The organism is Pelodictyon clathratiforme (assembly GCF_982375515.1).
The window spans coordinates 1,584,083-1,603,590 of sequence record NZ_OZ455102.1 but is presented as its reverse complement, the minus strand read 5'-3'; the positions used below and the strand labels follow the sequence as shown (position 1 = coordinate 1,603,590).

Here is a 19,508-nt window from a genome sequence, read left to right as displayed (position 1 = left end):
TCAGGTGATATAAAGGCCGATCTCTTTCTGGAACTCATACTCGGACTCTCTTTTGAGTTCTACCTCTTTCTGACTGAATTCATGGCGAATCGAACCTTTATAGAGGCATCCGATGCGGGTTGACAGTGCCGTGATCTCATCAAGTTCGGAGGAGAGAAGAAGGATTGCTACGCCTGTTGAGCGTGTTTCAAGAATTTTTTTATGGATTGTTTCAATGGCGCCGATATCAACGCCCCGGGTTGGCTGGGCAAGGAGAAGAAGGGAGATGGCAGGTCGTTTGAGTTCTCTTGCGAGGACGACCTTTTGCTGGTTGCCTCCCGAGAGAGTGCTGAGCGGCTGCCGGGAGGGGGAGCCGCATCTGATGTCGTAGATGGTGGTCATCTCTGCGGCATTCCGTTCGAGTTCGTGGTTGTTGAAACCAATTCCCCGGTGAAAAGAGGGCTCCCGATGTCGTCCGAAAATGAGGTTTTCAGAAACGGTGTAGTTGGTAATAACTGCATGGCGCAGGCGGTTTTCAGGAATGTGTGAAACGCCCATTAGGGCTATTTCGGCGGGCTTTTTTCCGATGAGTTGCTCTCCCTGGAGCAAGGCTTCGCCAGAGATGATGCATCCTTCAGGTACAAGCCCCCAGAGTACCTGCAGGAGTTCACTTTGTCCGTTGCCTTCAACTCCTGCAATGCCATAGATTTCACCGGCTCTGATCTTCAAGGTGAGGTCATGGAGTTTCAGTGCACCCTTTCTGGTGCGAAACCCGAGCTTCTTGATGGAGAGAATTGTTTGGCCAGGGGTGGGCTCTGGATTGGTGACTCGTAAAAGGAGAGTGCGTCCCACCATCATCCGTGCAAGCTCTGCTTTTGTTGCGGAAGAGGCTGGCAGGGTACCGACGATTTCACCTCTTCTCATTACACTGATCATGTCGGCTGCGGCGAGTACTTCGTCCAGTTTGTGGGTAATGAGGATAATGGTTTTTCCCGTGTCGCGAAGGGAGCGGAGTGTTGCAAAAAAGGATTCCGTTTCAGCAGGGGTGAGCACTGCAGTCGGTTCGTCAAAAATCATGATGGCGGCATGACGAAAGAGGAGCCTGAGAATTTCAACTCGCTGCTGTTCTCCGATACTGAGGTTTCCAACCAGAGCATCAGGGTCGACAGCCAGCCCGTAGGCTTGGGCATTTTTCAGGATCTGCTCTTTACTTTTTTTCAGGGGAATGCGCTGAAAAAGTCTACTTTGTTCATTGCCAAGGATAATGTTTTCGGTGACTGATAGCTCTGGAACAAGCATAAAGTGCTGATGAACCATGCCGATACCTGCGTTGATGGCGTCACGGGGAGAGGTGAAGCGGAGAGCTTTACCCGATATGATCATTTCGCCTGAGGTCGGCTGGTGTATGCCGTAGATGATTTTTGTAAGCGTGCTTTTTCCCGCTCCATTCTCCCCGACCAGGGCGTGAATGGTTCCCTCCTTCACCTCAAGTGAGATATTGCTGTTTGCGGAAAAATTTCCAAACTTTTTTGAGATACTTCTCAACTGTATGGCAACACTCATAGCGTGAAGGTTGTCCGTGCTTAGAGCCAGCTCAACACGGTCTTGATGGAATCTTTGCTGTCAAGCGCTTTGCGATAGGCCAGTTCGTACTGTGCGACGGGGAAGACATTGGTGAAAAATTTTTCAGTCTCAATTCTTCCGCTTTCAAGTACAGCAAAAGCCTCCTTCAGGTGAGAACCGGTGGTAATGCCGGAGCAGATGATGACGGGCTCCTTATGCTGTATCAGTCTGTAGTCATAGGCCATAACCTCATAGTTGCCCATCAGCAGGACAATTGCCTGTGCTTTCATCAGCCGGGCAGCTTTTTCCACAAGAAGAATCCTTCCGGTGGTTTCGATAATAAGATCGTAGCTGTTGTTGAAATCCTGGGTAAAATCGTCGATATCGAGAGCGATATGTTCAGCATGGGAGAGTTGTCCCCTGATGCTGAAGGTTTCAACGGCATCGATGTGTTTATAGCCGAGAGATTGCAGGTATTCGGCAACCATGAGTCCGACCGAGCCGAGACCAAGTACAAGAATCCTTGACGAAGCATCAAGAGGTACCTTTTCCACGGCGCTGACGGCATAGGCAAGAAGGCCGATAAGCAGATCCCTGTGGATGGGAGGGCGGCCAAGGGCAAAGAGGTTCTCGTGAGATGTGGGGATGGTCTCCGCATGGCAGCCTCCATAGGGTTCGATTCCACTCCAGCGATCTCCCTTGAAGGCATAGACAAAATCGCCGGGCTGCAGCTCTGTTACGCTTGGGCCGATTGTGAGAATCTGGCCGATAGCTTCACTGCCAGGCATGATGGGATATTTGAAAACCCGGCTTGATACCGCCTTGTTGGTCAGAAGAAGCCGGTCAAATCCCGGCGTGATGGTGCTCGCAATGGTTTTTACCAGAACATCGCCGGGTTCACTGGCATGATATGCAGCACGTTGCAATTTAAGCTTGTTGGCTTTCTGCAGGACAATCGCCTGGGTTTCTCCCTTCATGGTCATAGGTATAGGGTTACATCTTGAACGGTTATTTCAGAGCGTAGAAGGCGGAAGATAACGAGGGTGCGCAAATATGTAAAACGGAAAGAAAAATGCTCATCCACGTCTCATGAGCTATCCATGAAAAAATTCGGGGAGGTGATTTTCTTTTCATGAGAGCGCTGAATGTCTGATCGATTGTATGGATTATAAAAATGTTTTAAGCGCCTTGCAGACTCTTGAAAGTGGCAGTCCGACAACGTTATGGTAGCACCCTTCAATTCGCCGGATATAACAGGCCATCAGGGGATCCTGAATGCCGTAGGATCCAGCCTTGTCGTAGGGTTTTTCCGAGAGGATGTAGCGCTTGATTTCGTTGTCGGACATCGGCTCCAGTTCCACAGTGGTGGTTACGCATTCGGTGTGGATTTTGTCACAGCAGAGCAGTACAAAACCGGTGTAGACTCGGTGTGAGCGGTTCTGGAGGCTTTTGAGCATTTCGAATGCTTCGTCGAATCCTGCCGGTTTTCCATAAATCCGGTTTCCTTTTGCAACAACGGTATCGGCTGTGAGAATAATGGTTTTCCCGTTCTGTTTCGGCAGCAAGGCTGCTGCGCACTCCGCTTTTTCAAGGGCTATTTTGGTGACATTCTCCTCAATTGAGGATGTTGGGTCAAGCGTTTCTCTGGTCTCAATTGCCATCGTTTCAAATGGGATGAGTGTCAGCGAGAGAATATCGCGTCGTCTTGGTGACTGCGATGCGAGAATAAGAGCGGGTTTACCCATGAGTTATGGTGTCAGTTCAGGTTGTTCCAGCCCCTGCGGTTCAGGTCAGCAAAGATAAAGGATCCGGCAATGACTCCTGCACCAAGATAGAGTGAACCCTGGAGAATATCGCCAAAGATGAATTTTCCGGTACCGAACAGGATGGCATAGATCATGATAATGCCGAGTGCCCAATCAACAAAGAGCATGACGAAGCCGGTATCGGATTTAACGTCGGGCAGATTTCTTGAGATTTTTTTCCAAAGCAGGCCTCCGACCCGGGTTGTTCTGTAAAAGGTTTCCAACTGGGTGGTTTCGGTTGGTGGTGTCAGAAAGGTGACGATGAGGGTTGTGGTAATGGTAAAGGCAACGATGATGAAAATCGAAAAAGGAAAAGTTATGGTGGTAAAAAGCTGTAAGCAGGTGAATGCGATGAAGGGTGCCACCATGGAGGTGATTTCCGACCAGGCATTGAGCCTCCACCAGAACCAGCGGAGAATCAGGACAAAGCCGGTGCCTGCGCCGCACTGGATAATGAACTCCCATGCTCCGGTGATAGTGTCGAGCACAAAAAAGGTGATATAGAGTGCAAAAGCAGCCGTCAGGAATGTGGTGATTTTGGAAACGGTTACGTAGTGTCTTTCACTGGCGTCAGTTTTCAGGAAGCGCTTGTAAAAGTCGTTGATCAGGTAGCTTGTTCCCCAGTTCAGATGGGTTGAGAGTGTTGACATGTAGGCAGCAAGAAAGGCGGCGATCAGCAGTCCTTTCAGTCCGGGAGGCAGTACGGCCTTCATGACGTAGACGAACCCGTCTTCTTTCTGGTTTGCGGGAAGATCGGGAAACATGACGAGGCTGACCAGACCGACGATGATCCATGGCCAGGGTCTCAGACAGTAGTGGGCAACTGTAAACCAGAGGGTGGCAAGGAGCGAGTGTTTTTCGTTTTTGGCGCTCATCATGCGTTGGGCAATATAGCCCCCTCCGCCCGGTTCGGAGCCAGGGTACCATGAAGACCACCACTGAACAAAGGCCATAGCAGCAAAGGAGATGAACGGCATGGCAACTGCTCCGGTGATACTTTTTCCTGATGATGAGCTGAAGGTTGGAAAGAAGTCGAACATCCATGCAGGAAGGGCTTTTGTAAGGCCTCCGGCAGAGACGACGGCGGGCGACTGAACGGCGAGAACTGCAAGAATGATACAACCAGTCATGGCGATGACGAACTGCACGGCATCGGTAATGGAGACCCCCCAGAGGCCGGAAAGGCCGGAATAAAAGGTGGTCAGCAGCACAAGGGCCACAATGGTCAGTTCGGGGTTCAGTTCCGGTACCATGATTCTGATAATCTTGAACATGGCGAGGTTGACCCAGCCGATAATTATGGCGTTGATGAAGAGTCCGAAATAGATTGCTTTGAAACCGCGCAGGAAACGGGCTGCCGCTCCGCTGTAGCGCAGTTCAATGAATTCAAGGTCAGTCAAAATTTCTGCCCGCCGCCAGAGGCGGGCAAAAAAGAATACAGTCAACATTCCGCCTGAAACAAAGGTCCACCATACCCAGTTGCCGGCAATGCCGTTTTTGGCTACAAACCCTGCAACCGCCAGGGGGGTATCGGCAGCAAAGGTTGTTGCTACCATACCGGTACCGGCAATCCACCAGGGGAGCTTTCGGCCGGAAAGAAAAAATTCCCCCACATTTTCTGATGCGCGTGAGGAGAACCAGAGGCCGATACCGAGCGTCAGCAGGAGGTAGCCGACGATGAAACTGTAATCAAGGAGGGTGAGCTGTTCCATCACTTTTTTTCCTGAAATTGTTGTGGCCAGGGGATCGCCTTATTCGTCAATTCTTGAAAGTTCACGAAAACTGTGGTAGCGATCTTCGATTTCAAGCAGATTAAGAGCTGCAATCTTGTCGGTTCCGAACTTTTCTACACAGAAGCTTGCCATGGCGCTGCCGTAGAGAACCGCCCGGCGCAATTCGGTATCAGTGATGGTTTCGCAGCGGGAAAGGTGTCCGATAAAACCTCCCGCAAAGGTGTCGCCGGCACCGGTTGGGTCATAAATGGATTCGAGTGGATAGGCCGGAGCAGAAAAAATGCCTGTTTCGGTAAAGAGAAGGGCACCATGCTCTCCTTTTTTGATGATCAGGGTTTTTGGGCCCATCTGGCGGATGATTCTTGCTGATTTGACAAGGTTGGGATCACCGCTGAAAAGCCTTGCTTCGCTGTCGTTGATGATGAAAATGTCAACTCTTTCAAGGGTTTTTTTAAGTTCTTCCGGCTTCCCTTCGATCCAGAAGTTCATGGTGTCAAGGATGACGAGTTTCGGTTTGTTGATTTGGTCGAGCACCTTGAGTTGCAGTTCCGGGTCGATATTGCCAAGGCAGACAAATTCGGCATCCCTGTATTGCTCGGGAACAACGGGATCGAAATCAGCAAAGACGTTCAACTGGGTGTCGAGCGTATCGCGGGTGTTCATGTCGTAATGGTAGCGGCCTGCCCAGCGGAAGGTTTTCCCTTCGTCAATCACTTGTATCCCTTTGGTGTCGATGTTTCTGGAGTGCAGCAGTTCGAAATGTTCATTCCCAAAGTCTGATCCGACAACGCCGACCATTTGTATTTTGTCGGTAAAATAGCTTGACGAGAGGGCAATGTAGGTGGATGATCCGCCAAGGGTGTTGTCGGAACGTCCAAAAGGGGTTTCGATATCGTCAAAGGCAAGTGAGCCTACAATGAGAATAGACATAAGAAGCGATGGGTTTGGTTAATGGAAAAGTACGGAAGTTACGTTTTCGATGATTGTATTTCAAAGCTCGGGAGGCAATTCAAACAGCATGCATTCTCCTGGTTTGCAGCTCACCTCAAGCCGATGCTCCTTGATCGGCAGATGTGTTTCGCTGATCAAGTCGTACAGGGAGCAGTTTTCCATGCTGAACTCAAGAAAACCACTCCTGGTATCGTTGATGTTGCTGTTACCGACAAACAGAAGTGATCGACCGGCTGCAGTTCTCATCACGGCAAAAAGATCCTGTTGGCTGATATAGGGAATGGTTATTGAACCGGCTTCGCCCGAGAGTATGAGGTCGAGATAGCTTCCCCGTATTTCGAGAATTTTGCGGATATAGCCGTTGAGTGGCCTGAGACCATTGCTGTTTTCCCAGTCGAAACTGAATGCGCTGAAAAGAGGGAGTTTTTCGGGAGGGTAAAGAGTCCGGTCTTCGGCAGTGAAATTCAGGCCGAGGTTAATGGGATACCATTCACAGAGCTCCATGCCCGACTGAAGAAACGGGATGGTTGGCAGTATGGCACTGAGTGTAAAGATAAAGATGGAGTGGTTCCGTCCAGCTTCCTGGCAGGGATAACGGAAACAGACTCTCGGTGTGTTGTGATTTTCGCCTGTACCGAAAAATGGCAGTGCGACGCCGGTTTTGTTGAGGTGGTTCAAGAGCCCTCTGATAAAAACAATATCATGGATAACAAAGGGGAGTGAACCGAAGACGGCGTTGAACCCTTCAGCCAGAATTTCGGGAGAGGGATTGAAATTTTCATCCCAAAAGGCAAAATCGGCTCTTTTTTCGCGTGCCTTGCGGACAATTGTCTGTTTTAATTGTGTTGGCAGTGCATGGCCCATATCGATCATTGCGCCATCAATCTGATATTCATCCTGATAGAAGGGAATGATATCAGCGATCTCGTCCCAGAGGCTTGTGTTGAAGGTGGCGGGATCATCAAGGGCACTGTCGTACATTCTGATGGTGTTGTAAGCGATGTAATTGAATGCATCATGGGTATGCATTTTCAGATAGGTGACATCGCTCCATGCGGGCTGCTGGTCATCAGGGGGCCAGTCGGAGAAGGCACTTGCAATTCGGCATAATGTTCCGTCTGCTGCGTTGCCCTGAAGGTCTTCTTCTCCGCAGAGTGTTACGGGCTGGGCAACGAACTGTTCCCGGTACTCTGAAGGGGGGGTTGGGAGGTTGTGCCGTTCGTGGCGGTCAACTACCTCATAAATCCGGTTGAGTGTCTCCCGGTCAAAATGGGGGGGACCGTAATTGCGCGTACATTCATTCTCTTTAATCCAGTAAAACCATTCGGGATGAGCTGTTATCCATGAGCTGTCGATGGCGGTTGTCCTGAAGACGAATTCAAGCACAACGTACATATCAAGGAGATGTGCCGCTTCGACAAATGCTTTGAGGAGAAGTTCCGCTGAAAGTTCAAGTACCGGTTCGACGAGCAGGGGATCAAGTTTTCGCGGATTTTTGACCGCATAGGGGGAACCGAGAACTCCTTTTCTGCACGTTGTTCCTATTTCTGTGAGCGGAAGAAGATAGATGGTATTTGCACCAAGATTCTTTATATACGGCAGGAGCGCTATGGCTTTGAGCAGAGTGCCTGTTTCTCTGAATCCGCATGAAAGAGGCTCTGTGCTGATTGAACCGTCACCGTCATGATCAAAAGCTGTTGCGGTACGGATAAAGAGGTTATAGACTACAGCACTGCTTCTCCAGTCGGGATTTTGTGGCTTTCGGGCAGGGTTTTCCCGGCTGTTCAGGATTGTTTCGATAATTTGAGCGAAGTAAGCAGCAGGGTTGACCTGTTCAGTACCGCTCTCTTTCCCGCTCCAGATGCCGGGAACATTGTAGTGGTTTTCGGTTTCAGGGCTTTTCAGGCTTTTCAGCGCATGAAGGAGCGATGCAAGGTGAGTTTTCTGCAACGTAATGTAATTGTTTTTCTGGTAGATGACGGGAAGATAACTATTATTGGAAAGCTAATGTACTAAAGATTTTATTTCTCTTTATGAAGAACATAAGGGTTACTGTTGAATATGACGGAACCTCGTTTGCCGGCTGGCAGCGGCAGTCGGGTGCTATTGTTACCGTTCAGGGGGAGATTGAAGTCGCACTTGGTAAAATTTTGCAGGAAAAGATCTCTCTTGCTGCAGCAGGGAGAACGGATAAGGGGGTTCACGCCAGGGCTCAGACGGCAAACTTTTTTACAGCATCATCTCTGGAGCCATCCCGGATTGTGCATTCACTGAACTCGCTTCTGCCTCAAACAATCAGGATAAGCAATCCCGAAGAGGTTGATGCTGATTTTCATGCAAGGCATAGTGCCAAAGAAAGGCAATACCGCTATTTCCTTATCGAGGAGCCTTCGGCGATTTATGGGCGGTTTGCGGGCTGTTCGTTCGGTAAGCTTGATGTAGCGATTATGCAGCAAATGGCAGCCATCCTGGTCGGTACTCATGATTTCTCGGCTTTTTCAAAGGAAGACAGAGATAACCCGGGTCGGATATGTAGCGTAACGGCTTGCAAATGGTACCCCTGCAAACATTACCTTGTTCTACGGATTTCAGCGGATCGCTTTTTGCGAAGTATGGTGCGCTATCTGGTGGATGCCATGATACGTGCAGGAAAGGGGAGGCTTTCGGTTGGGGACTTCTGTCGGATGCTTGAAACCGGGGTCACGACCAGTCAGCTTAATCCAGCATTGCCGGCAGGTCTTTTTCTCTGGGACGTACTCTACTGATGCTGGCGTCATTTGCTCATGTTTACAGATAAACGCAAACGATTATTGTAATAGTCAGGAACTGTTTTTATGTTACTCCGATAGTTTACACAGGGATTTTTGCTGTTGCAGCATGGATCGTTTAACAACCACTGCCCAAATAAAACTGCCGCTTGTGAAAATCAGCTTTTCGTATACGTTGCTTAAGGTGTTGCTTTCAGCACTTCTTTTCCAGTTGCCGGTTTTTCCGGTTCGTGCTGCAGAATCTCAAACCAATAGCAAAGAGCAGTTTGCCAGGTCGACTGTTGCCGAGATTCTTGACAGTTTGGTGAATGCGACCTATTTCAAGGATGAACATTTTTCTGTTCCTGCCCGGGAGGGTGACAAGTTCGGATTTCCAGCAACATTTGTACCCCAGTTCAGTGATTCGGTATATGTGGCAAGGATGGCCGCACTTAGACGTAAAACGCCGATAAATCTCGTATTTAATGAGCATGTTCGCGGATTTATACGACTTTATGCTGTTGACAGGAGAAGCTCAACGGCTAAAATTCTGGGATTGAGCAAACTCTATTTTCCTCTTTTTGAAGAGAAATTGGATGCCTGCAATGTGCCTCTTGAGATGAAGTATCTCGCTATTGTGGAATCTGCCCTGAATCCGACGGCGGTCTCTTCTGCCGGGGCAAAAGGGTTATGGCAGTTTATGTACGGAACCGGAAAAATGTACGGATTGCAGTCATCTTCCTTTATTGAGGATCGTTATGACCCTTACAAGGCTTCAGTTGCTGCAAGCAGGCATTTAAGGGATCTCTACAATATCTATGGAGACTGGTTCCTTGCCCTTGCTGCTTATAATTCCGGTCCGGGAAATGTCAACAAGGCTATCAGGAGGGCTGGAGGAATAAAGGATTATTGGGCAATATGGGATTACCTTCCGGCAGAGACCAGGGGCTACGTTCCAGCGTTCATTGCTGTGAACTATATTATGAGTTACTACAATGAGCACAATATTCGTCCGGTTGAACCGGGATTTTTGTATCAGGATATTGATACGCTGAAAACGACACGTCTTTTGTCGTTTGAACAGATCAGTGAGACCATAGGTGTGCCGATGGGTGATCTCCGATTCCTTAATCCGCAATATAAACTGGGTATTATTCCTGCAGCGGCATCTGTTTCTCCCAATGTCATCAGACTTCCAAGGAGATATGTTGCTCAGTTCCAGAAGCGTGAAGAGGAGATCTATGCTTACAAGTCTGCAGCAACGCTGGAGCGTGAGAATCTTTATGCCCGGCTTGAAAGTCTCAATGCTGAGCCTCGCAGCCGCACTGTTGAGTCGGGAGCTGCAGACAATGCCCAGAAAGTACATATCGTGCAATCAGGAGAAAGTCTGGGCTCTATTGCACGGTTGTATCGTGCCTACATCAGTCAGCTCATAGCGTGGAATAACCTTAAGGATGCCGATGTTACTCCGGGTCAGAAGCTTATCGTTTTTGGCGCACCGGATAACAGCACTTCTGCACAGGTGGATAAGCCAAAAGGCAATGATGGTGGAGGTAAAAAAATAATACGTTACAGGGTGCGGAGAGGCGATACGCTTCTCTCTATTTCAAGGAAGTATCATACTACCGTTCAGCATTTGATGGCGCTGAACAATCTGGGTGGCAGGATGAAAGTTCTTCCTGGTCAGCGTCTCAAGGTTGAGGGTGAGACCTTCACCACAAAGAAGCACTCATCATCCCGGAAGGTTTCGGCTGCAAAGAATCGAAAAGCGAAAAAAGCAAGACATACTCGTCATTCCCGGAAGCGCAGGCGTTGATCATCAAGGGAAAAGACTTTTGTTGATCCCGCTGGTTTTTGTGTTGACGCGTTCTTGTTCAGCTTGTTGACAGGGATGTGAGCAGCTCTCAAGGGTCAATCTGTTTTTTTGGGGGGGGGCTGATTTTTTTAGTATCGGAATTGTTTTCGTCGTATTCAATTTATGGATAATTTGTTATCTTAGGCCTTTTCAGGTTGGACAACTGACGGAGAATAATTGTTGGTAGAAACCGCTTTATTCAATAATTCTTTAAATGAGAATAACTAAAACGTATGCGTAATATCATTTTTACCGGAAAAGGTGGTGTTGGTAAGACCTCTGTAGCAGCCGCAACAGCGCTTAAGGCAGCAGATATGGGGTACAAGACCCTCATTATGTCTACCGATCCGGCCCACAGTCTGGGTGACTCGCTCGATGTTAAGTTAGGACCTTCGCCAGTAAAAGTTGCTGAAAATCTTTGGGGTCAGGAAGTCAGCGTTTTTGGTGATCTCAATCTGAACTGGGATGTAGTCAGGGAGCACTTCGCTCATTTGATGGAATCTCGTGGAATTGAGGGGGTTTATGCTGAGGAGATGGGTGTGCTTCCAGGTATGGAAGAGCTCTTTTCCCTCTCGTATATTAAACGTTACAATGAGCAGCAGGAGTATGATCTTCTTGTTGTTGATTGCGCACCAACCGGTGAAACACTTCGTCTGCTCTCCCTGCCTGAAACATTTGGATGGTTTATCAAGCTTATCCGTAATGTCGAAAAATTTATGGTAAAGCCGGTTCTCAGGCCGCTTTCGAAGAAAATCAAGAAAATGGACGATTTTGTGGCTCCAGTGGAAGTTTATGATAAGGTTGACAATCTTTTTTCTTCTACGGAAGGGATTATTGATTTGTTGGCCGACAGTTCAAAAACGACCATGCGGCTTGTCATGAATCCTGAAAAGATGGTGATCAAGGAGTCTATGCGTGCCTTGACCTATCTTAATCTTTACGGCATTACGGTTGACCGCATTACGATTAACCGCGTTATGCCAGATCAGAGTCCCGATCCTTATTTCCAGAAGTGGCGTGCTATTCAGCAGAAGTACATTGATCAGATCAGTGAGGCTTTTGCACCAATACCGATCACCGAAGTACCTTTGTTTGATGATGAGGTTGTTGGTCTTCCGATGCTTCGCAGGGTAGGTGAGAAAGTTTATGGTGACCTGAATCCTCTCGATGTCTTCTTCAACGAGAACCCTATTGATATCAAGAAGGTTTCTGATGGTCATTACAAGGTTCGCGTCAGATTGCCTTTTATGGAAAACATGGGACTGGAGCCAAAAATCCTCAAACTTGGCGACGATCTTACTATCCGTATTGGTGATTACCAGAAAATTGTTGCCCTTCCGATTTTTCTTGCCGGCATGGAGTCAACAGGCGCCTCTTATGAAGACAAGTGGCTGAGTGTTGATTTCGAAAAGGCGAAATAATCAGGGTGGTTCGCTTCTTATTTACTATGAACACAACAAAAAACCTGCTACGATGGCAGGTTTTTTGTTGACTGTTTTTTCTTTTTCAGAGTTCAGAGCGAAACAAGGTTGGCGACATCAACACCATTAACGTTCCTCACTTCATCGAGTAACACCGGTGTAACTTCACCATCAACTACAATTGCGGTCATTGCCATATTTTTCTCCTCATCCCTTGAAAGGGCCACATAGGCGACATTCAGATTATGCTGCAACAGTAACTGGGTGACATTGGCAATGACGCCTGGTTTGTCGGTATTGTTGTAAATAATGATGTTGCCTTCCGGTTTGAATTCCACAAGAAACTGGTCGATCATGACAATCCTGATCTCCTTCTCACCAAAGATGGTGCCGCCGATCATGCGTTTTGTTGTTCCGTTCTCAAGTTCAATGCGGATCAGGTTGGTATAGTCCGGATTCTCTTTTTCAAATTTCTGCTCCAGGCTTATGCCGCACTCTTTTGCCATGGTGAATGCATTAATGTAATTGGTGTCTTTCGACTGCCTGACATCAAGAAAGCCTTTAAGGGCTGCCGCTGTAATGACTTCATTGAAGGTGTGAAGGAACTCACCAGAGGTTCTGACGGTCATTTTGTTGGCTTGATCGGGAGCCATTTGTGCCAGTGTAGCTCCGAGTTTTTCCGCCAGTGTAAGATATGAGCGTACCCCCGGGGCCTGTGCAAGTTCGACAGCGGAGGCATTAACGGCGCCTTTGAGTTTTCCTGTTTGCTTCCACTCGACAATCTGATCGGCGATTTGAATGGCAACCTTTTCCTGAGCTTCGCTGGTGGATGCGGCAATATGCGGGGTAGCAATAACCTGATCGAGTTTGAGAAGTGGATTATCAGGGCTGACGGGTTCAGTTTCAAAAACATCAAGTGCCGCAGCAGAGACTTTTCCGGAAAGAATGGCTTCCGCAAGATCGGCTTCATTAATAATTCCACCTCGGGCGCAGTTGACGATGATTACTCCATCCTTCATCAAGTCAAGCGTCTCTTTTGAAATCAGATTACGGGTTGATTCGTTAAGGGATGAGTGGATAGTGATAAAATCGGCACGCATGAAATTTTCATGCAGGGGAAGGAGCTCAATGTTGAGTTTTGCAGCATATTCGTCAGGGATCATGGGGTCATAGGCAATTGTTTTCATTCCGAATGCCTGCATACGGGATGCTACTTCACGCCCGATTTTTCCAAGACCGATCACAGAAAGGGTTTTACCCTCAAGTTCGACGCCGGAAAATTTTGTCTTACTCCAGTTTCCCTGCTTCAGATCTGCTGTTGCCTGGGGGATACGACGTGCAGCGGAGAGCATCATGGCGCAGGTGTGTTCAGCAGCGGAAACTGTGTTTCCTCCAGGGGTGTTCATTACGATAATGCCATTGCGGGTGGCAGCCTCAAGGTCGATGTTATCCACTCCGGCTCCGGCTCTTCCGATAAGTTTCAGCTTTGTGCCGCACTCGATAATTTCTGCGGTAACTTTCGTTGCGCTCCTGACGATCAACTTGTCAAAGTTCCCGATGATCTCCTTGAGTTCATCCTTGCTGATTTTTGGCTTTTCGGTTACCGTAAAACCGTTTTGAGTGAGTATCTGACCGCATTGAGGGTCAATACCGTCAGTGATCAGTACGTTCATATTTTTGTTTGATTATGGATTGCCTGTAATTTTATTGGATAATGTTTCAATGGCGGTTACACCTTTTTATTTGCACCTTTGCTATTTACTGGTATAATATATTTTTTTTGAGGCTATTCGATTAAAGAAATCTTGTCGCGACGAGCAGCATACATAAATGATTGCATAAAAAAACAGAGATTTTTTCTGTGTACCATTTTGATGAATTTATAGACATGGATGCTCATGATATTCGTGTGGTTTTTTTATCTTGCCTCAAGTAAATCCTTATGATGTTATTATTGCTGTAGAAAGAATGGAACAGTTACATGATTTAAGAGTTTCGCGTATTATTCGTCTTGCTTCCCCAAGGGCACTGAAGGAGATGCTGCCGGTTGGTGAGAAGGTTGCCGCGACAGTAACGGCTGGACGTCGTGAAGTTGAAAATATATTGACTGGCAAGGATTCAAGAATGCTGGTGATTGTCGGTCCCTGTTCAATCCATGATATGGATGCCGCTCGGGAGTATGCCTCAAAACTGTCCGTATTGCGCACGGAACTCCAGCATGATCTCTGCATCATGATGCGGGTTTATTTTGAAAAACCACGTACGACTATTGGCTGGAAAGGGTTTATCAACGATCCTCATCTTGATGATACCTACGATATAGAGCATGGTCTGTTTCATGCCCGAAAGCTTCTGCTTGAAATCAATGAAATGGGTTTGCCGTCCGCGACTGAATTTCTTGATCCCATATCGCCTCAGTATGTTGCAGATCTGGTGAGTTGGGCCGCAATTGGGGCTCGGACTATTGAATCACAGACTCATCGGCAGATGGCCAGCGGACTTTCCATGCCGGTCGGTTTCAAAAACTCTACGGATGGCCGACTTAACGTTGCCGTTGATGCGATCCGTTCAGCAATGCATCCCCACAGTTTCCTTGGTATTGATCAGGAAGGACACAGCAGTGTCATTACAACGAAAGGGAACCCCTTTGGGCATCTTGTGTTGCGGGGTGGAGAGAAACCAAATTATGATGCAGCAAGTATTGCTGTCGCAGAGTCATGGATTGGCAAGTCCGGTCTTGAGCCGTCACTTCTTGTTGATTGCAGTCATGCCAATTCAGGCAAAAAACATGAGCAACAGCTTACTGTCTGGGATAATATTCTCAAACAGAAAACCGAGGGTAACAAAAGTATCGTTGGTGTCATGATTGAGAGTAATCTCTATTGTGGCAACCAACCTTTCCCCGAGGATCCTGACAAGCTGAGATATGGGGTTTCCATTACTGATGAATGTCTGTCATGGGAAGAGACAGAACGCATGCTCCGTGAGGGGGCCGCTGTAATGCGCAAGCTTTTTCAGTAAGTCAGCTTTGAGAGACCGTTCCGCGTCTGACAAATTTATCGAGTGAGGGGTTCTATGGCCATTGAGATTCGACAGGTTCAGAATAAAAAAGAGCGAAAACAGTTTATCACTTTTGCGTGGCAGATTTACCGCAAGAGTCCTGAACTCAATAAGTATTGGGTGCCGCCGGTTATTGAGGATTACATGAAAACACTCGATACCAAGCTTTTTCCCCTCTATGATCATGCCGAATTAGCCCTCTTTACTGCCTGGAAAGATGGCGTTATGGCGGGCACCATTGCCGCGATTGAGAATCGTCGCCATAATGCAGTTCATGAAGACAAGGTTGGCTTCTGGGGTTTTTTTGAGTGTATCAATGACCAGGGTGTTGCTGACGCCTTGTTTGGCGCAGCGGCAGGGTGGCTCAAAAAGAGGGGACTCAATGCCATGCGTGGACCGGTGAGTCCATCCATGAACGATCAGTGCGGTATGTTGACAAGAGGATATGACAGTTCGCCAGTTTTCCTCATGCTCTACAATCCCCCCTATTACAATGATCTTGTTTTGAAATACGGCCATCATATCGGTCAGGAGCTTCTTGCCTGGTATATCGATCAGGAGAGTATTGATATCGAGCGTCTGCGCCGTATATCAGAGCATGTCAAGAAGCGGGAAGGATTGACCATACGTACCATGAACATGAAGGATTTTGACCGGGAAGTTGATCGTATGCGGGAGATTTATAACAAGGCCTGGGAGAAAAACTGGGGTTTTGTTCCGATGACCGACAAGGAGTTCTATTTTCTTGGTAAAAGTCTCAAGCCTCTTGCAAATCCTCACTACATCTTTTTTGTTGAGGATCGTAACAAGCGTACGATCGGTTTTTCACTCTCGCTTCCCGATGTCAATCAGGCTCTCAGGCATGTAAATGGCAACCCCTTTTCACCCATTGGTCTTCTGAAATATCTCTGGTACAGTCGAAAAATTACTATGGTGCGCACTATTGTGATGGGTGTGCTGCCTGAATATCGCAACAAGGGTGTTGACAGTATCATGAATGCCGAAATTGCTGATTATGGCGGTCAGCACGGGGTTCATGCAAGTGAGATGAGCTGGATACTCAAAGCCAATGAAGCTATGAGCAAGCTTGCAAAGGTGATTGGCGGTACACCTTATAAAGAGTATGTTATTTACGAAGCAGATATTTAGCTCAATGGCAGGTATAAAAAAAAGGAGGCCTTTTGAGAAAGCCTCCTTTTTTTGTTTCGGGAACCGGGTTCAGAACGATGCCATAAAGACAAGGTTTGATTTAGCGGTGTCAGGGTTGTAGATGTACGATGCAGTGAAGCGGTCTTTGGAAACCGATATACCGGTGTTGACAAGAGCGATATTGTCTCCATCACCATCGCCATAGAAATCTTCATCACCTAATCCCACAACGCCTTTTGCCGTATAGCCATCCTTGTCGTAGAACTTGTAGCCGGCTTCGCAGTATTTTGCATTATCGGTATCAAGTCCAGCGACGTTGATTGCGGCCAGAAGGCTGAGATTGTCTTTTGTATAGCCAACGCTGAGTTCAACCACGTTGGAACCATCATCACTGAAATCAAATGAATCGCCGCCATCAGGTGAATTATAATCGGTTACAGTGAAGCTGAGTGGACCTACCGGCAGCGTTGCATAAAGATCAATCTCCTTGTGTCTGTTGCCCGCATCTTCACTGACAGCATAGGAACCCCATGCGCCAACAATAATACCGGTTGTCGGGCAGGTGTAGGAAAGGGCTGGCTGAATGGCTACTGAATTACCAAATTCGGTACCTCTAAAGACGTAACTGCTGACGACGTCTGCGCCGATTTTAAATCCTGCTGCCTGGGCGGTATTGCCGAGTCCAGCAAAAAGTGCTACTGCGAGGCTTAATAATTTTACTGCTTTTTTCATTGACCTGCTCCTGGTTTTATTGGTTGTGTTGTTGTGTTAATCAGTTGTCTTCTTTTTTTCTCTTCCTGAAACAAGATTGAGTTCTTAAAGAAAACATTGACACCTAATATAGAAAACTAATAAAATATTGCAAATGAGGGAGATAAATCAGGCTTTTTTTACTTTTTGCTTAACAAAATAATGCACAGCCCTCTTTTTCGGGTTTGTTCGGACGCTCGCTTCATTGTACATTCATTGCGTATATTCCGATTTTACCGTAACAGATAAGCGTATCATGAGGCGAGCTGACATTATGCTGCAGGGCAACTCTTCAGCATACGAAGTATTGTACAGGTTTGTTGCCTTGTTTTCGCAAGATGAGGGATACAGCACCCTTTTTTTTGAAGAGCTGCAGCTTACCATGAAGGAGGCCTTTGTCAATGCGGTCAAGCATGGTAATAAAGAGCGGGAGGACTTGAATGTCTCCATTTCACTCACTGCTTCTGCCGAAGTGCTCCTGGCCTCTGTCAGGGATTGTGGAAACGGGTTTAATTTGGATGCATTGCCAAATCCGGTTGATCCCCGGAATCTTTTCCGGTTATCAGGGAGAGGCTTGTATATTATCCGAAGCATTGCTGAGATTATTGCATGTGAGCGTGATGGTGATGGATGGTTGCTGACTCTGCGTTATCGTCCCTCATGGCAGTAAAAAATTTATAAACAGGTAAACAAATTCAACACATGGGTCTGTCACGAAGCGAAGTCTGGAATGCTCTTTTATTACACAAGCAGGAGATTGAAACACTTCATATGCGGGAGATGTTTCAGGACGGTGGTAATCGTTTTGAACAATTTTCTCTTCAGTGGGGCGAACTGATGCTTGACTATTCAAAAAACAGGATCACTTCTCGTACGATGGAACTGCTTCTGGATCTTGCCCGCAGTGTTGAGCTTGAAAAAAGACGTGATGAGATGTTTGATGGCGCTCCAATCAATCGCACCGAAAACCGTGCAGTGCTCCATACTGCTCTTCGCAGACCACCAGGATATTCGCTTGTTGTTGACGGTCTCGATCTTTCAACAGAAATTGCTGATGTGCTCGTTCAGATGAAGGATTGTTGTGAGAGGGTTATTTCTGGCTCGTGGAAGGGGTATACCGGAAAGCGTATGACCGACGTGGTCAATATCGGTATCGGTGGCTCTGACCTCGGCCCCTGTATGGTAACCGAAGCGCTCCGTCCTTTTGCACATGGCCATCTTCAGGTGCATTTTGTCTCCAATATTGATGGAACCCATATCAGTGAGACGCTGAAAAAGCTCAATCCGGAAACGACGCTCTTCATTATTGCCTCAAAAACATTTACGACCCAGGAGACGCTTACCAATGCCATGAGCGCCCGTGCATGGTTTTTGACTCATGCTGTCGAGAGATCACATATTGCAAAGCACTTTGTGGCGGTTTCAACCAACCGTTCAAAGGTGGTGGAGTTCGGTATTGATGATGCGAACATGTTCAGGTTCTGGGATTGGGTTGGCGGGCGTTATTCTCTCTGGTCTTCAATAGGGCTTTCAATAGCACTTTTTCTCGGTTTTGACCGTTTTCAGGAGCTCCTCAATGGAGCCTGTGCGATGGATGAGCATTTCCGTCAGTCGCCTCTTGAAGGCAATATCCCGATTCTCCTTGCTTTGCTTGGAGTCTGGTACAATAATTTTTTCGATGTCTCATCTCACGCAGTTATTCCCTACGACCAGTATCTGCACCGCTTTCCAGCCTATCTGCAGCAGCTTGATATGGAAAGTAATGGCAAGAGGGTTGATCTTGCTGGCAACATGGTTGAGTATGCAACCGGTCCGGTGATCTGGGGTGAACCAGGCACGAATTCACAGCACGCATTTTTTCAGTTGCTCCATCAGAGCCCCAATTTTATTCCGGCAGATTTTATTGTGCCGCTTAAAACCCAAAACCCGATAGGGGAGCATCATGATATCCTTCTTGCAAACTGTTTTGCACAGACCGAAGCGCTCATGAGAGGCAAAAATGAGCAGGAGGTGCGTCAGGAACTCGATGCGGCTGGATGTGATGATTCCGAAATGAACATGCTGTTGCCGCATAAGGTTTTTCCTGGAAATCGTCCGACAAATACGATTCTGCTCAAGGAACTCAATCCTTATTCCCTTGGTGCTCTCATCGCCATGTATGAGCATAAGGTTTTTGTGCAGGGGATTATCTGGGGTGTCAACTCTTTTGACCAGTGGGGTGTCGAACTTGGCAAACAGCTTGCCAAGGCTATTTTCCCTGAAATTCAGGGGAGTGAAACCATCTCCTGCCACGACAGTTCGACCAACGCTCTTATCAATGCCTATCGTGACTTCAAGGTGAGTGATAGCCAATCGGTAAGTTCACAACTCTCATTTTTTGATCCTGAGTAAAACCTGTACTTCTAAAAAAACAAAGCCGCCTGATGAAAAGGCGGCTTTGAAGTTTTGGTGCTAAAACCCGACCTTATTTTGAATGTTGGGGTTTCAGGGGTTTT

The 19,508-nt window shown here is 47.5% G+C and carries 15 protein-coding genes; 7 read left to right on the top strand and 8 right to left on the bottom strand.

Annotation, left to right across the window (positions count from 1 at the left end; genetic code table 11):
• From AC56AD_RS07715 to AC56AD_RS07690, 6 genes are all read right to left on the bottom strand, one after another.
• Positions 1-1,542: an ABC transporter ATP-binding protein gene (locus tag AC56AD_RS07715; RefSeq protein ID WP_012508266.1), complete on the bottom strand. Its 1,542-nt coding sequence runs from the start codon at positions 1,540-1,542 to the stop codon at positions 1-3.
• 20 nt (positions 1,543-1,562) lie between these two features.
• Positions 1,563-2,519, bottom strand: coding sequence for a zinc-dependent alcohol dehydrogenase (locus AC56AD_RS07710; protein ID WP_041526772.1), 957 nt, complete (start codon positions 2,517-2,519; stop codon positions 1,563-1,565).
• 189 nt (positions 2,520-2,708) lie between these two features.
• The gene (locus AC56AD_RS07705; protein ID WP_012508264.1) at positions 2,709-3,287 is read right to left on the bottom strand and encodes a Maf family protein; all 579 of its coding nucleotides are present in this window, start codon (positions 3,285-3,287) and stop codon (positions 2,709-2,711) included.
• Between the two features lie 11 nt (positions 3,288-3,298).
• Positions 3,299-5,059 carry a sodium:solute symporter family protein gene (locus AC56AD_RS07700; protein WP_012508263.1) on the bottom strand — a complete coding sequence of 587 codons (1,761 nt, stop codon included), beginning with the start codon at positions 5,057-5,059 and terminating at the stop codon, positions 3,299-3,301.
• A 39-nt stretch (positions 5,060-5,098) separates the two neighbouring features.
• Entirely contained in the window at positions 5,099-6,010 is a 912-nt protein-coding gene (locus tag AC56AD_RS07695) for a carbohydrate kinase family protein (RefSeq protein ID WP_012508262.1), read from the bottom strand.
• 60 nt (positions 6,011-6,070) lie between these two features.
• The gene (locus AC56AD_RS07690) at positions 6,071-7,981 is read right to left on the bottom strand and encodes an alpha-amylase family protein (RefSeq protein WP_012508261.1); all 1,911 of its coding nucleotides are present in this window, start codon (positions 7,979-7,981) and stop codon (positions 6,071-6,073) included.
• Positions 7,982-8,064: 83 nt separating this feature from the next.
• Between AC56AD_RS07690 and truA the strand changes: the two genes are divergently transcribed.
• From truA to AC56AD_RS07675, 3 genes are all read left to right on the top strand, one after another.
• Positions 8,065-8,796 (top strand): tRNA pseudouridine(38-40) synthase TruA, encoded by a 732-nt coding sequence (truA, locus tag AC56AD_RS07685; RefSeq protein WP_012508260.1) that lies wholly within the window; start codon positions 8,065-8,067, stop codon positions 8,794-8,796.
• Positions 8,797-8,908: 112 nt separating this feature from the next.
• The gene (locus AC56AD_RS07680) at positions 8,909-10,594 is read left to right on the top strand and encodes a lytic transglycosylase domain-containing protein (protein WP_012508259.1); all 1,686 of its coding nucleotides are present in this window, start codon (positions 8,909-8,911) and stop codon (positions 10,592-10,594) included.
• Between the two features lie 272 nt (positions 10,595-10,866).
• Positions 10,867-12,054: an ArsA family ATPase gene (locus AC56AD_RS07675; RefSeq protein WP_012508258.1), complete on the top strand. Its 1,188-nt coding sequence runs from the start codon at positions 10,867-10,869 to the stop codon at positions 12,052-12,054.
• 92 nt (positions 12,055-12,146) lie between these two features.
• Here the strand turns inward: AC56AD_RS07675 and serA are convergent, their stop codons facing one another.
• A complete protein-coding gene (gene serA / locus AC56AD_RS07670) occupies positions 12,147-13,727 on the bottom strand; it encodes a phosphoglycerate dehydrogenase (RefSeq protein WP_012508257.1) in 1,581 nt (526 codons plus the stop codon).
• 295 nt (positions 13,728-14,022) lie between these two features.
• Here serA and AC56AD_RS07665 point away from each other — a divergent pair, with 295 nt between their 5' ends.
• Positions 14,023-15,075 (top strand): 3-deoxy-7-phosphoheptulonate synthase, encoded by a 1,053-nt coding sequence (locus AC56AD_RS07665; RefSeq protein ID WP_012508256.1) that lies wholly within the window; start codon positions 14,023-14,025, stop codon positions 15,073-15,075.
• Positions 15,076-15,129: 54 nt separating this feature from the next.
• Positions 15,130-16,263, top strand: a complete 1,134-nt coding sequence (locus tag AC56AD_RS07660; protein WP_012508255.1) for a hypothetical protein — start codon at positions 15,130-15,132, stop codon at positions 16,261-16,263.
• Positions 16,264-16,332: 69 nt separating this feature from the next.
• Here the strand turns inward: AC56AD_RS07660 and AC56AD_RS07655 are convergent, their stop codons facing one another.
• The gene (locus tag AC56AD_RS07655) at positions 16,333-16,995 is read right to left on the bottom strand and encodes a TorF family putative porin (RefSeq protein ID WP_012508254.1); all 663 of its coding nucleotides are present in this window, start codon (positions 16,993-16,995) and stop codon (positions 16,333-16,335) included.
• A gap of 274 nt (positions 16,996-17,269) precedes the next feature.
• On the opposite strand from AC56AD_RS07655, the gene AC56AD_RS07650 reads away from it, so the two are divergent.
• Positions 17,270-17,683 (top strand): ATP-binding protein, encoded by a 414-nt coding sequence (locus AC56AD_RS07650; protein ID WP_150085631.1) that lies wholly within the window; start codon positions 17,270-17,272, stop codon positions 17,681-17,683.
• A 32-nt stretch (positions 17,684-17,715) separates the two neighbouring features.
• Positions 17,716-19,404: a glucose-6-phosphate isomerase gene (gene pgi / locus AC56AD_RS07645; protein ID WP_012508252.1), complete on the top strand. Its 1,689-nt coding sequence runs from the start codon at positions 17,716-17,718 to the stop codon at positions 19,402-19,404.
• The last annotated feature ends 104 nt before the right edge of the window (positions 19,405-19,508 follow it).